This is a genomic window from Sphingomonas sp. LHG3443-2, assembly GCF_049896405.1.
Classification (GTDB): Bacteria; Pseudomonadota; Alphaproteobacteria; order Sphingomonadales; family Sphingomonadaceae; genus Sphingomicrobium.
On the sequence record NZ_JAFCUG010000001.1, the window covers coordinates 1,302,502 to 1,315,125 of the forward strand.

At 64.9% G+C, this 12,624-nt stretch carries 17 protein-coding genes, 1 tRNA gene and 1 pseudogene; 8 read left to right on the top strand and 11 right to left on the bottom strand.

What is annotated here, in order from left to right; genetic code table 11:
- Window positions 1–14: 14 nt before the first annotated feature.
- Window positions 15–788 (top strand): alpha/beta fold hydrolase, encoded by a 774-nt coding sequence (locus ACP69Z_RS06505; RefSeq protein ID WP_426266710.1) that lies wholly within the window; start codon window positions 15–17, stop codon window positions 786–788.
- A 22-nt stretch (window positions 789–810) separates the two neighbouring features.
- Here the strand turns inward: ACP69Z_RS06505 and nusG are convergent, their stop codons facing one another.
- The 6 genes from nusG to ACP69Z_RS06535 all read right to left on the bottom strand — a co-directional run bounded on the left by nusG (window position 811) and on the right by ACP69Z_RS06535 (window position 5,407).
- Window positions 811–1,350, bottom strand: a complete 540-nt coding sequence (gene nusG / locus ACP69Z_RS06510; protein WP_338502934.1) for a transcription termination/antitermination protein NusG — start codon at window positions 1,348–1,350, stop codon at window positions 811–813.
- A gap of 9 nt (window positions 1,351–1,359) precedes the next feature.
- The gene (gene secE / locus ACP69Z_RS06515; RefSeq protein WP_426266711.1) at window positions 1,360–1,557 is read right to left on the bottom strand and encodes a preprotein translocase subunit SecE; all 198 of its coding nucleotides are present in this window, start codon (window positions 1,555–1,557) and stop codon (window positions 1,360–1,362) included.
- A gap of 191 nt (window positions 1,558–1,748) precedes the next feature.
- Window positions 1,749–2,534 carry a hypothetical protein gene (locus ACP69Z_RS06520; protein WP_426266712.1) on the bottom strand — a complete coding sequence of 262 codons (786 nt, stop codon included), beginning with the start codon at window positions 2,532–2,534 and terminating at the stop codon, window positions 1,749–1,751.
- A gap of 80 nt (window positions 2,535–2,614) precedes the next feature.
- Window positions 2,615–2,690: transfer RNA gene (locus ACP69Z_RS06525), tRNA-Trp, on the bottom strand.
- On the bottom strand, window positions 2,681–3,532 hold the full coding sequence (locus ACP69Z_RS06530; RefSeq protein WP_426266713.1) for a sterol desaturase family protein: 852 nt from the start codon (window positions 3,530–3,532) through the stop codon (window positions 2,681–2,683). The genes ACP69Z_RS06525 and ACP69Z_RS06530 overlap by 10 nt, the downstream gene beginning before the upstream one ends.
- A gap of 69 nt (window positions 3,533–3,601) precedes the next feature.
- Window positions 3,602–5,407, bottom strand: coding sequence for a fatty acyl-AMP ligase (locus tag ACP69Z_RS06535; protein ID WP_426266714.1), 1,806 nt, complete (start codon window positions 5,405–5,407; stop codon window positions 3,602–3,604).
- 97 nt (window positions 5,408–5,504) lie between these two features.
- Between ACP69Z_RS06535 and ACP69Z_RS06540 the strand changes: the two genes are divergently transcribed.
- The 5 genes and pseudogenes from ACP69Z_RS06540 to ACP69Z_RS06560 form a co-directional block, all read left to right on the top strand.
- The gene (locus ACP69Z_RS06540) at window positions 5,505–6,068 is read left to right on the top strand and encodes a regulatory protein RecX (RefSeq protein ID WP_426266715.1); all 564 of its coding nucleotides are present in this window, start codon (window positions 5,505–5,507) and stop codon (window positions 6,066–6,068) included.
- Between the two features lie 128 nt (window positions 6,069–6,196).
- Entirely contained in the window at window positions 6,197–6,748 is a 552-nt protein-coding gene (locus ACP69Z_RS06545) for a cold-shock protein (protein WP_426266716.1), read from the top strand.
- Window positions 6,745–7,248, top strand: coding sequence for a DUF192 domain-containing protein (locus tag ACP69Z_RS06550; RefSeq protein WP_426266717.1), 504 nt, complete (start codon window positions 6,745–6,747; stop codon window positions 7,246–7,248). The genes ACP69Z_RS06545 and ACP69Z_RS06550 overlap by 4 nt, the downstream gene beginning before the upstream one ends.
- Before the next feature lie 40 nt (window positions 7,249–7,288).
- Window positions 7,289–7,672, top strand: a complete 384-nt coding sequence (locus ACP69Z_RS06555; RefSeq protein WP_426266718.1) for an NADH:ubiquinone oxidoreductase subunit NDUFA12 — start codon at window positions 7,289–7,291, stop codon at window positions 7,670–7,672.
- Window positions 7,673–7,880: 208 nt separating this feature from the next.
- A pseudogene (locus ACP69Z_RS06560) lies at window positions 7,881–8,048 on the top strand (DUF2155 domain-containing protein); the annotation flags it as partial.
- A 35-nt stretch (window positions 8,049–8,083) separates the two neighbouring features.
- Here ACP69Z_RS06560 and aat read toward each other — a convergent pair.
- Genes aat through aroQ form a run of 4 tightly spaced genes read right to left on the bottom strand, consistent with a single transcriptional unit; the run spans window position 8,084 to window position 11,128 of the window.
- A complete protein-coding gene (gene aat / locus ACP69Z_RS06565; protein WP_426266719.1) occupies window positions 8,084–8,773 on the bottom strand; it encodes a leucyl/phenylalanyl-tRNA--protein transferase in 690 nt (229 codons plus the stop codon).
- 47 nt (window positions 8,774–8,820) lie between these two features.
- Window positions 8,821–10,176, bottom strand: a complete 1,356-nt coding sequence (accC, locus tag ACP69Z_RS06570) for an acetyl-CoA carboxylase biotin carboxylase subunit (protein ID WP_426266720.1) — start codon at window positions 10,174–10,176, stop codon at window positions 8,821–8,823.
- Window positions 10,177–10,178: 2 nt separating this feature from the next.
- Entirely contained in the window at window positions 10,179–10,661 is a 483-nt protein-coding gene (gene accB / locus ACP69Z_RS06575; RefSeq protein ID WP_426266721.1) for an acetyl-CoA carboxylase biotin carboxyl carrier protein, read from the bottom strand.
- Window positions 10,662–10,696: 35 nt separating this feature from the next.
- Window positions 10,697–11,128 carry a type II 3-dehydroquinate dehydratase gene (aroQ, locus tag ACP69Z_RS06580; protein ID WP_426266722.1) on the bottom strand — a complete coding sequence of 144 codons (432 nt, stop codon included), beginning with the start codon at window positions 11,126–11,128 and terminating at the stop codon, window positions 10,697–10,699.
- Window positions 11,129–11,167: 39 nt separating this feature from the next.
- Here aroQ and thiS point away from each other — a divergent pair, with 39 nt between their 5' ends.
- Entirely contained in the window at window positions 11,168–11,386 is a 219-nt protein-coding gene (gene thiS / locus ACP69Z_RS06585) for a sulfur carrier protein ThiS (protein WP_426266723.1), read from the top strand.
- On the opposite strand, the gene ACP69Z_RS06590 is transcribed toward thiS, so the two are convergent.
- A complete protein-coding gene (locus ACP69Z_RS06590) occupies window positions 11,387–11,809 on the bottom strand; it encodes a hypothetical protein (protein WP_426266724.1) in 423 nt (140 codons plus the stop codon).
- Between ACP69Z_RS06590 and ACP69Z_RS06595 the strand changes: the two genes are divergently transcribed.
- Window positions 11,808–12,617 (top strand): sulfur carrier protein ThiS, encoded by an 810-nt coding sequence (locus ACP69Z_RS06595; protein ID WP_426266725.1) that lies wholly within the window; start codon window positions 11,808–11,810, stop codon window positions 12,615–12,617. The genes ACP69Z_RS06590 and ACP69Z_RS06595 overlap by 2 nt on opposite strands.
- The last annotated feature ends 7 nt before the right edge of the window (window positions 12,618–12,624 follow it).

Genomic DNA, 12,624 nt, shown 5'->3' on the forward strand with positions numbered 1-12,624 from the left:
GTCGTTGGGGGCGGATGATGAAGATGGTCGATCACGGACGCGGCAAACCGCTCCTTCTGGTGCACGGGCTTGGCAGCAGCGGCCATGCGTGGGAGCCGATCCTCCATCCCCTGGCTCAGGCACGCCGGGTCATGGTCATCGACCTTCCAGGGCATGGCGCGAGCCCGGCCGAAGCGGACAGCGGCACCTTTGCCGGTCTGGTGCGATCGGTCGCGGCATGGATGGAAGCGACGCGCATGACCGGCGTCGACATGGTTGGCAGTTCGCTTGGCGCAAGAATCGTGCTGGAGCTTGCAAGGCGGGGGCTTGCCGGCAACGTCGTGGCGCTTGATCCCGGCGGGTTCTGGGAAGGGTGGGAACGGCATTTCACCGTAACGACCCTGACGGCGTCGCGGGCGCTGGTGAAGGCGTTGAAGCCCGCGCTTCCGACACTGGCGAGCAATGCGGCGAGCCGTTCAGCGTTGCTGGCGCAATTGTCGGCGCGTCCGTGGGCGCTGGACGGCGGCTTCGTTGCCGAAGAGCTGCGCACGTTGGCTGAGACACCGACCGTGCCCTCGCTGATCCAGGACCTTGGCTATGGTCCCGGGCAGGAGGGAACCGCCACGACTGGCGGCCGGGTAGCAATCGGATGGGGGCGCCATGACCGCCTGTGCCTGCCGATCCAAGCCGATCGCGCCGCCAAGCGCTTTCCGAGCGCACGCCTGCACTGGTTCGAGCACAGCGGTCACTTTCCGCTATGGGATGAGCCCGCCGAAACGGTGAGGCTGATCGCGGACACCTGCGGCTGACGCCGCCAAGCGCCCCCAAGCCTTACTTGACCAGCTCGACCTGCTCGAACTCGAGCTCGACTGGGGTGGCGCGGCCGAAGATGGAGACGCCGACCTTCACGCGGCCACGGTCGAAATCGAGTTCCTCGACCACGCCGTTGAAGCTCGCGAACGGACCGTCCAGCACCTTGACGCTGTCGCCGATCTCATAGTCGACATTGATCTTGGCCTTGGGCGCGGCGGCGGCGGCTTCTTCCTTGGTGTTGAGGATGCGCGCGGCCTCGGCCTCGCTGATCGCCTGCGGCTTGCCGTTGGGCCCCAGGAAACCGGTCACCTTGGGCGTGTTCTTGACGAGGTGGTAGACGTCGTCGTTCATGCCGAGCTTGGCGAGCACGTAACCAGGGAAGAACTTGCGGTCGCTGGTGACCTTCTTGCCGCGGCGGATCTCGGTCACCTTTTCGGTCGGCACTTCGACCGACTCGACGAGCTGCTCAAGGTTCAGGCGCTTGGCTTCCGACAGAATCGACTCGCGCACCTTGTTCTCGAAGCCCGAGTAAGCGTGGATGATGTACCAGCGGGACATGGGATACCCTTAAGCGAGCAGGCCGAGGAGGAACTGGACGATCGCGGCGAAACCGCTGTCCACGGCGAAGAAGAAGAGCGCGAGCAAGGCGGTGAGCAGGAACACCATGACGGCCGTGACCCAGGTTTCCTTGCCGGTTGGCCAGACGACCTTGCCCGCTTCGACGTGGACCTGGCGGATGAATTCGCCGGGAGTTGTCTTTGCCATGGCCGGGCGCTTGCCTCTTCAAGTGATAGAAAAACGAGGTCCGCGGATGGCTCCGCCGGACCTCGGTCGATGGCGCATGTAGCGCGGCTCGCGGCGGGGTTCAAGGTTGGCGGGCCTAACGCTAGCCAGCGCCCAAATGCGTGTTATCGATGTCTGGGCCTCCCAGATGCCAATCTTGGAGCTTCGCAACACTATAGCCAGAGCGATGGGACAAGCTGCCTCGTGAAGCGACGCGCGTGATGCGCAAGAAGATGTTTGCCGCTGAGATATGATTTTGAACTGTACCCAGACTGCCCTCGGAAGATTGGCTGCTTCTTGAAGCGAGGTACAATCATTTCACCAACAGTATAATTTCTCAATAACTGAAAGACGATAGTAAAGAGATCCTCCTCGATAATATAATTCTTTCCAAGTCGGCCTTGAAAATGCCGTTCGTAGAAGGGGTAGTTGAAAGCGAATAGCCGCGCCTCCATCCAGTGTCCAAAGGTAGATGGAGGAATGAAAGGGAGTTTACGAAGATCGCAGTATAAGCTAGGTAAATCGTTGAAATTCGGCGCCGAGCTAATAATCGCGGCTAGATTCTCTACGATCAGTCGACCTGTAATCTTCCAGAGTCTCGTTGAAGGGGTAAGCCCTGTAGCCCGCGATAATCCCTCATCGTACATTCTAAACTCAGCGTAACCCTTTCCACGCGAAGGATCGTAATTGGTATCGGTCGATATAAAGGCGACTTTGTCCGCGCCACCAACATCGATTATGAGAGATCGGAGAGTAGTAAAATCGTATCCCGAATTTTCCAGTATTAATATCCGATCGACTTGCGGAACTTCGTGGATATAGAAAAGCAATGCTTTAAGATACTGACTTAAGCGAAGGCCCGGCTCGTTGAGCGTGCTCCCCGGCATGTTTGTCGCAGGACGCACCGTCCACGAGAGTATCAGCGCATCCTTGACGAGGGTCGGTTCAGGGTCTGACATTCAGATAGACGCCGCTGGGCTGTCGCCATCCATGAGGAAAAAGCGCGCTGGTGATAAAAATACCGGGCAGCGCCTAGGCCTGGCAGGGGCAGAGGGACTCGAACCCACGACCCTCGGTTTTGGAGACCGATGCTCTACCAACTGAGCTATACCCCTAAGGCCGAGTGCCGGTTAGCCGGGGCGTCCGCTTCTGGCAAGGCGCTCGTCTCGTGCGGTGGCGAGGAAGCGGCGCCGAGTGGCGGCAGAATGCCCCACAACCGCAGCGGAAAGGCGAGGAGCTCGCCGACCGAGCGTGGCGAGGCGGCTTCGTGGATGCCGACGACCGGCCATTGACCCTTCTCGGGCATGACCTGGGTTCCGAAGATCCGATCCCAGAAGGAGAAGAGGATCGAGAAATTGCGGTCGAAATGCCGTTCTTCCATGCTGTGGTGGATACGGTGGAAAGCCGGATCGACGAAGAGGTGGCGCAAGGGGCCGAAGCTGAGCTTCACCGGCGAATGGATGAAGAGCTGGAGGAAGAAGACCACGGTCGAGACCAGCGCGGGCACGGCGATGCTGCCGACGTCGATCAGCGACAGCGGCACGGTGATGATCGCGAACATCGGCAGGAACTGCGCCGGATGGCTGTAGCTGTTGGCAGCGCTGAGATGCTCCACCGAATGGTGGACCGCGTGGACCGGCCAGAAGAAGCGATGCTCGAAGCGATGCTCCCAATACATCAGCAAGTCGGTCAGCAGCAGGAGTAACGCCGTGGTTCCGGCGACACCAAGGCCGAGCGGCGCGAGATGGATCACGGGGCCAAGCCCGACCTTTGCCCACAACGTCTTGAGCGGGATCGCGACAAGGATGGCGAAGACGGGATTGAGCAGGCCGAACAACACGCCTGGCCAGCGTTCTGCCCAGCGGAAGGTGCCGCGCGAATTGATGCGCTCGACCAGCGTGCAGAGCAACAGCAGGAACCCGGTCGCGAAGATCGCGCCGCTGATCTGATGAACCAAAGTGCCGCCCACGTGTCCCGTCCCGATGCTCCGGGCGAGCGTGGACCGACTGTGGTTAGCAAGTCGTTATCAGGCGGCGAGATCCAGCGGCACGATCTCGCCAGACAGGTAGAGATTGCGAGCCTTGGTACGGCTGAGCTTGCCCGAACTGGTGCGCGGCAGGCTGCGCGGCGGGATCAATTCGACCACCGGGCTCATCCCGATGATGGCGCGGACACGCTCCTTGATGTCGTCGCGCAGTCGGCTGCGTTCCGCCAGGTCCGACACGCGGCAGTGAACCAGCACCGCCGGCTGCTCCTCGCCCGACGGTCCAGTGATTGCAAACGCGGCAATATCGCCCGACTTGAAGCCGGGGAGCTGCTCCACGGCCCACTCGATATCCTGCGGCCAGTGGTTGCGGCCGTTGATGATGATCATGTCCTTGGCGCGGCCGACGATGAAGATGTAGCCGCCGGACAGATAGCCCATGTCGCCGGTGTCGAGCCAGCCGCCGACCATGCAGGCGTCGGTCGCTTCCTGGTCGCGATAGTAGCCCACCATGACGCTCGAACCGCGCACCCAGACCTTGCCGATTTCGCGGTCGGGAAGCAACGCGCCGTCACTGTCGCGGACTTCGATCTCCATGCCTTCAACGGCGCGGCCGCAGTTCACGATGGCGCGGTAGCGCTTGGGCCGGTCTTCACCGTCTTCAGCAGCGGCGCCCGAAAGCTGGCTTTCTTCGACCAGTTCGAGGCGGATGCCTTCGCCCGGAGGCATGACGCTGACCGCCAGGGTCGCTTCGGCAAGGCCGTAGGACGGGCAGAAGGCGCTAGCCTGGAAACCCGCGTCGGAGAAGGCATCAACGAACGCCTGCATGACGTCGGGACGGATCATGTCCGCGCCATTGCCCGCAATCCGCCAGCGCGACAGGTCGAAGCGCTCACCGGCCTTGATCTGCGAGCTCATGCGGCGGGCGCAAATGTCGTAGCCGAAGGTCGGCGAATAGGAGAGGGTGGTGCCGGGGTTGCGGCTGATGAGGTCGAGCCAGGCGAGCGGACGGCGGGCGAAATCCTCCGTCTTCATATAATCGACGCTGATCTGGTTGGCGACCGGCGACAGCAGGCAGCCGACGAGGCCCATGTCATGGTACCAGGGCAGCCAGCTGATGCAGCGATCGGTCTCCTCAACCTTGAGGCCGAGGCTGTGCGCGCGAAGGTTGTCGAGCAGCGCGTGGTGGGTCACCGCGACGCCATGCGGGAAGCGGGTCGAGCCGCTGCTGTATTGCAGATAGGCGATGTCGTCCGGCTGGCTTTCGGGCAGCACGGCGTCGGCGTCGAAGCTGGCGGCGTCGAGTTCTTCCCAGCTCATCGCCTTGACCTCGCGGCGGGCGGCGGCTTCCTGGCAGAAGTCGGCGAGTTCGACCGGATAGAGGAACAGCGCGGGGTCCGAGCTGCCGAGCATGACGGAGAGCTGTTCGACGTACGCCTCGCGGCCGCCGAAGCTGGTCGGCAGCGGCAGCGGCACAGGCCACAAGCCGGCATAGACCGCGCCGAAGAACCCAGCGGCGAACTCAGGGCCAGTCTCGGCGACCACGGCGACGCGCTCACCCTTGGCAAGGCCGAGCGCGAGGAAGCGGCGAGCATGGTCGAGCGCCGCCAGCCGAAGCGCAGAATAAGGGTATGAAAGGGTCAGCGTGCCGCGCGGATCGTGGAAGTTCAGACCGCGTTCGCCGGTCGCCGCATAGTCCAGGGCTTCACCGAGCGTACGAAAGTCCGCGAGACGGCGCGGAAGCGCGTCGCGGGTCGGGGTCGCGCCCGGCGGGGCCAGCGGATTGGTCTGGGTGATGGCGTCCGGCACGCTGGTCCTGTCCTGGCTTGATCCGTGTGGTCGGCTCATGCGGATCAGCTGCGCCGCACGTGCCTTTATGCAGCGTGGTTGTTCGCGTTCGACTGTGGCACAAAGAAGGCCGTATGGGGCAGCGGCAAGATACAGTGTGAGCGGGGACGAGCGCGGCGACCGGTACAATCGGCAGAGAGAAAGGCGTGCGCGGCCGCTCGATCAGGCCGGGCTGCAGGAGCTTGCCTTCGGCTATGTCGCGCGCTTCGCCACCAGCCGGGGCAAGCTGTCTTCCTATCTTGGCCGCAAGCTGCGCGAGCGCGAATGGACCGGTAAGGAGGAGCCAAACATCGCGGCGGTTGTCGACAAGGTCGTGGATCTCGGCTTCATTGATGATGCGGCGTTCGCGGGCATGAAGGCGGCCAGCCTTACCCGGCGCGGTTATGGCAAGGGACGGGTGCGCATGGTGCTTGCCGCCAGCGGGATCGGCGCCGAGGACGGCAGCGAGGCACTGGCCCACGCCGACGAGCAGCAGGTGGCGGCAGCTCTTCGCTTTGCCCAACGGCGGCGGATCGGGCCTTATTCAAACACCCCAAGCGATCCTGCGGCGCGGCAAAAGGCGCTTGCCGCCATGCTGCGGGCGGGCCATCCGATGGACCTCGCCCGGCGGATCGTCGCCGCGGCTCCCGGACAAGTGGAGGGATTTGGCGACGATGCCTAGGGCGGGTTTGTTCTGGCTCTGTAACCTTCCGGTTCGGGATGAACAATGCTATAGGTGGCTTCGTGCAACGTGAGTATGCGTCGGCGTCGAAAGACGAAGCTCGGCTGGACGCCGCTCCGGCGCCGTCCGTGCGCGCTGTAGACTCGCCGGCAGAAGGCTCGCTCGACAGTGCGTCGGGGCTTCGCGTTCAAGGGCGCATCAAGTGGTTCGATGCCACCCGCGGCTTCGGATTCCTCGTCAGCGATGCGATCAGCGGCGACGTGCTGGTGCATTTTTCCGTTCTTCGCGAACATAACCGCCGGTCCCTTCCCGAAGGAGCGGTTGTGACTTGCGACGTGGTGCGGCAGGATCGCGGCCTGCAGGCGATCCGCGTGGTGGAGATCGATCTGGCGCAGGCGGTGGTGGTGCGAAGCTCCAGCGACTCGTCGGAAGAACGCTCCAACCGGACCGCCTTGCTGGACGGCGCTGGGCCGTTCGAGCCGGTGGAGGTCAAGTGGTTCAATCGCGTCAAAGGATATGGCTTCGTCAATCGGGTGGACAGCCCGGACCAGGACATCTTCCTTCACATGGAAACGGTGCGCCGGGCGGCGCTGAACGAATTGCAGCCGGGCGACCTCTTGTCGGCGCGGATCGCCGAGGGGCGCAAGGGGCTGACCGCCGTCGACCTCCGCGCGGATTGAGCCGGCTGGCGCTGCTCGCGGCGCTTCCGCTCGCGCTGAGCGCCGCCGCCTGCCAGCCGACCGGCGGGGAAAGCCCCAAGCTCGAACGCTCCGCCGCCGGGCTCGAACAGGTGCCGCTGACGATCCGCACTGCGGCCGGCAAGGTGCATAACTTCACCGTCGAAGTGGCGGCCTCTCCGCAAGAGCAGGAAACCGGGCTCATGAACCGGCCGAGCCTTGCGCCCGATCGCGGCATGATCTTCCCGCACGAGCCGCCGCGGATGGCGAGCTTCTGGATGAAGAACACGCTGATCCCTCTCGATATCATCTTCGTCCGGCCTGACGGCACCATCGTCAACATCGCCGAGAATACGGTTCCGCTGAGCCTCGAGCCGGTGCCGTCGCTCGAACCGGTGGGCGCGGTGCTGGAACTGGCCGGCGGTCGCACCGCCGAACTGGGGATCAAGGCGGGCGACAAGGTGGAGTGGGCGCACACCTCCGCCCCGGCATCGGCGCAGTAGGCTTGCTCCGGACAGCCCGGACCCGCTAGGGGCAGGCGCCATGGGATTCTTGGCCAGCATCTTCACCTGGTGGAACGGCGCCACTCTCGGCACGTCGCTGTTCACGCGTCGTCACGGCCGCGAGGTTGGGCGCGATGAGTCGGGCAACGTCTATTTCGAGCATCGCAAGGATCCCGCCCGCCGGTGGGTGATGTATAACGGCTCGAACGATGCCAGCCGGACTCCGCCGCAATGGCAGAGCTGGCTGCGCGGGCAGATCGGCGATGTACCGGACAAGGCGCTTCCGCCCGCGCGGGCGTTCCAGAAGCCGGGAGTGCCCAATCTGTCGGGAACGGGCGAGACCTATCGCCCGGCAGGATCGCTGTCGCGCGGCGGCAAGCGGGCGGCGGCGACCGGCGATTATCAGGCCTGGACCCCGGACTGAGGTGCTGAAGCAGCTCGCGGCACTGGTGGCAATCGGCCTTTGCGTTGCCGGCTGCGACCGCTTGCCCGGGCGCGGCGAAAAACAGGCCGAAAAGGCGGCGGCCCCGGTCAAGGCCGAGCCGCTGGCCCCTGGCACCACGCCGATGAACGAGCGGGTGGCGGTGCTCGGCATCCTGAACAAGCGCAACGGTATCTCGCGTGATATCCGCATGAAGCCGGGTCAGGCGTTGCGGGTCGATGACCTGATCATCCGCTTGCGCGCGTGCGAGACGACCCCCCCGTGGGAGTTCGACCAGCTGACCGGCGCGTTCGTGCAAGTCGACGTTCGGCAGCCCTCAGGCACCTTCAACCGGGTCTTTTCGGGCTGGCTCTACAAGGAAAGTCCGTCGCTGAACGTGGTCGAGAACCGCGTCTACGACGTCTGGCCCAAGAGCTGCACGATGAGCTTCCCGGCGGCCTCGGACGAGGCCGAAACGCTGTCTGACGACAGCAGCCCGTCCAACGAGGTCCAGTCGGGCCGCGGCGGGTCAAGGGCGGAGCGCAATGCGTCGCCGAGCAACCCGACGTAGCGTTTGCGGGGCACTTCCACCGCGCCGAGCGAGGCGAGGTGGTCCGTCAGGAACTGGCAGTCGCACAGGGTGAAGTGGCCGACCTTGAGCCGCGCCATGAGGAAGGCGAGCGCGACCTTTGATGCGTCGGTCGCGCGGCTGAACATGCTTTCGGCGAAGAACGCCCGGCCAAGCACCACGCCATAGACCCCGCCGACCAGTTCGCTGTCCAGCCACACTTCGACCGAATGGGCCTGGGCGCGGGCGTGGAGGGCGAGCATGGCCGCTTCGATCGGGCCGTTGATCCAGGTCTGCGGGCGGTCGGCGCAACCGAGCAGGACGGCGGCGAAATCGCGGTCGGCGGTGACGGTGAAGCGGCCCGAGCGGAGCCGCTTGGCGAGACTGCGCGAGCAGTGGAAGCGGTCCGGCGGGAGGATCGCCCGCGCGCGCGGCTCGACCCAGAACAGATCGTCGCTGGCGCGGTCGTCGGCCATCGGGAAGATGCCGGCGGCATAGCCGCGCAGCACGAGATCAGGGTCGAGCGGAAGGCTCATCGTATCGGATGTAACGCGCCGGAGTGACTGGCGTTACCGGGACGCGCTCAAGCCTCCCGTTGTTCGTCCAGCCAGCGCTCCAGCCATTTGATCGTATACTCGCCGGACGCGAACTCCGGTTCCTTGAGAATGCGCTGGTGCAGCGGCACGTTGGTCTTGGGCCCTTCGATCACGAATTCCTCAAGCGCGCGGCGGAGGCGGCACATGGCGGCCTCGCGGTCCTCGCCCCACACGATCAGCTTGCCGATCATGCTGTCGTAATACGGAGGCACCTTGTAGCCGGAATAAAGCCCGCTATCGACGCGGGTCTGGAAGCCGCCGGGGGCGACGAAGTTCTTCACCAGGCCGGGCGAGGGGGCGAACGTCACCGGGTCCTCGGCGTTGATCCGGCACTCGATGGAGTGGCCCTTCAGCACGACCTGGTCCTGCGTTACCGACAGGCCGCGGCCTTCGGCGATGCGAAGCTGCTCGGCGACGAGATCGAGCCCGCTGATCATTTCGGTCACCGGATGCTCGACCTGAAGCCGGGTGTTCATCTCGATGAAGTAGAATTCGCCGTTCTCGTATAGGAACTCGATCGTGCCGGCGCCGCGATAGCCCATGTCGGCCATTGCCTTGCGAACGCGCTCACCCATCTCGGCGCGCTGAGCGGCGGACACGACTGGTGAGGGCGCTTCTTCGATGACCTTCTGGTGGCGGCGCTGCACCGAACAATCGCGCTCGCCAAGATGGATCGCGCCGCCCTCGCCGTCACCGAAGATCTGATATTCGATGTGCTTCGGGTCGCCGAGATACTTTTCCATGTAGACGGTTGGATCGCCGAACGCGGCATTCGCTTCCGACGAGGCCTGCGCCATCAGGGTCTCGAGCTGCTCGGGCTCGGGCACCACCTTCATGCCGCGCCCGCCGCCGCCCGACGCGGCCTTGATCAGCACCGGATAGCCGATCTCATCGGCGATCGCCTTGGCCTCGTCGAGGTCGCTGATCGGACCGGGCGAGCCGGGAACCAGCGGCAGGCCGAGCTTGGCTGCGGTGCGCTTGGCTTCGACCTTGTCGCCCATCACCCGGATATGCTCGGGCTTGGGACCGACCCAGATGATGTTGTGAAGCTCGACGATCTCCGCGAACTGCGCGTTCTCCGAAAGGAAGCCGTAACCGGGGTGGATCGCGTCGGCGTGGACGATCTCGGCCGCCGAGATGATGTTCGGGATGTTGAGGTAGGAATCGCGCGCCGCGGGCGGGCCGATGCAGACCGCTTCGTCGGCGAGGCGCACGTGCATCGCATCGGCATCGGCGGTGGAGTGCACCGCCACCGTCCTGATCCCCTGTTCCTTGGCCGCACGCAGGATTCGAAGCGCGATCTCGCCGCGATTGGCGATCAGCAGCTTGTTGATGGCGCGCATGATTATTCGATGACCACCAGCGGCTGGTCGAATTCGACCGGCTGCGCATTGGCGACCATCAGCTGCGTGATCTTGCCCCCGCGCGGGGCCTGGATCGGGTTCATCACCTTCATCGCTTCCACGATCAGCAGGGTGTCGCCCTGCTTCACCGTGTCGCCGACGCTGACGAAGTTGGCGGCGCCCGGTTCGGCGGCGAGATAGCAGGTGCCGACCATCGGCGAGCGGACGATATCACCGGCGGGCTCGGGCGCGGCGGAGGGCGCGGCGTCAGCTCCAGCAGCGGCAGCGGGCGCAGCGGCCATCGCCTGCGGCGCGGCAACGACATGCTGCACGGGCGCGGCGGCCACCGTCATTTCGCGGCGGACGCGGATCTTGCGATCGCCGTCCTCGACCTCGATCTCGGACAATTCGTTGGCGCTCAGCAATTCGGCGAGTTCGCGAACCAGACCGGCATCGATGCGCATCTGCTTTTGCTCGTCAGACATTGAAAAATTCCTGTAATCTGTCGCCGCGCGCTCTGTCAGAGCCGGACCGCGGCGTCCAGTGCCAGCGTGTAGGAGGCAGGCCCGAAGCCACTGATCGAGCCAATGCAAACGCCTGCAATAAGGCTTTGGTGGCGAAAGCTCTCGCGCGCCTGAGGGTTGCTGAGGTGGACCTCGATCACCGGCGTCGGGATCGCGCTCACCGCATCGCGCAGGGCGACCGACGTGTGGGTGAGGCCGCCGGCATTGAGGACCACGGCGTGAGCGCCTTCGTCCGCCGCTTCGTGCAACCAGTCGACGAGATGGCCTTCGTGATTGCTCTGGCGGACGTCGACCTCGACTTCGAGGGATGCGGCTTGCTCGTGAAGCCGGGCGGCGATGTCGTCGAGCGTATCGGAGCCATAGACTTCGGGCTCCCGAGTGCCGAGGCGATTGAGGTTGGGGCCGTTCAGGACAAGGATCTTGCGCATTGCGGCAGTCTCATCCGCCACCTAGATGGGCGAAGTCAAATGAGCGAAACCGAAACCCACAGCATCAAGGTCAACGGCGAGCATCGCCGGGTGGCCGCCGGAACCACTGTCGCAGCGCTGGTCGGCGAACTCGGGCTGGATCCCGCGCGGGTCGCGGTCGAACGCAATCTCGAGATCGTGCCGCGTTCGACGTTGGCCGAGGTGCTGGTCGAGGATGGCGACGATTACGAGATCGTCCACTTCGTCGGCGGCGGCTGATCAGATCCGGGTGCAGGGCAAGGGGATGGTTGCGCCGCGGTGGCGGGCGAGCCGCTCCACCGTGTCGAAGGTCGCGTTGATGCGGGTGCGCGCTTCGCCCACCGCCCATTCGGTGCCTGCTGAAGCCGGCTCACCCGGCTGACGCTTCGCCGCCGCGTCGAGTGCTGCGGCATAGTCGCTCCACGCTTTCACATGCGCTTGATAAGCGACCCAGAAGTCGCTCGGCGCGGCGCCTTGGCGGATGTCCCGCATTGCAGCGGCAATTTCCTGCGGCGAGAGCGTGTTGACGTCGAGATTGTCGGCCTTGAGGATGCGCTCGATCGCCGGAACGGCGGCTGAGCGGGTGACCACCACGTCGGGCTCGGCGGCCAATAGGAAGAGCAACGTTGCAAGCATCGGCCAAGCGCTCATATCAGCGCGCATGGCCACTCTTCCAGTCACTTCCTCCGCCGTCCCTGCCGATGCCGACACGTGGACCGTCGCCGGGCGCACCTTCTCCTCGCGGCTGATCGTCGGGACGGGCAAGTACAAGAGCCTCGAGCAGAATGCGGCGGCGGTGGCGGCGAGCGGTGCGGAGATCGTCACGGTGGCGGTGCGGCGGGTGAACCTGACCGATCCCAACGCGCCGAAGCTGACCGACTATATCGATCCCAAGGTCACGACCTACCTGCCCAACACCGCCGGTTGCTTCACAGCCGAGGAGGCAATCCGTACGCTGCGCCTGGCGCGCGAGGCGGGGGGCTGGAAGCTGGTCAAGCTGGAGGTGCTGGCCGAGGCCAAGACGCTCTATCCCGACATGATCGAGACCGTCCGCGCAACCGAGCTTCTGACCAAGGAAGGGTTCGAGGTGATGGTCTATTGCACCGACGATCCGATCATGGCCCGGCGCTGCGAGGAAGCCGGCGCGGTGGCGATCATGCCGCTGGGTGCGCCGATCGGATCGGGGCTCGGCGTCCAGAACCCGGTCACCATCCGCCTGATCGTCGAGGGTGCCAAGGTCCCGGTACTGGTCGATGCCGGCGTCGGTACGGCGAGCGACGCGGCGGCGGCGATGGAGCTTGGCTGCGACGGGGTGCTGATGAACACCGCCATCGCCGAGGCCAAGGACCCGATTCTGATGGCCCGCGCGATGAAGGCGGCGGTGGAAAGTGGGCGGCTGGCCTATCGCGCCGGACGCATGGGCAAGCGGATGTATGCCGATCCGAGCAGCCCGCTTGCCGGGCTTATCTGAGCGCTAC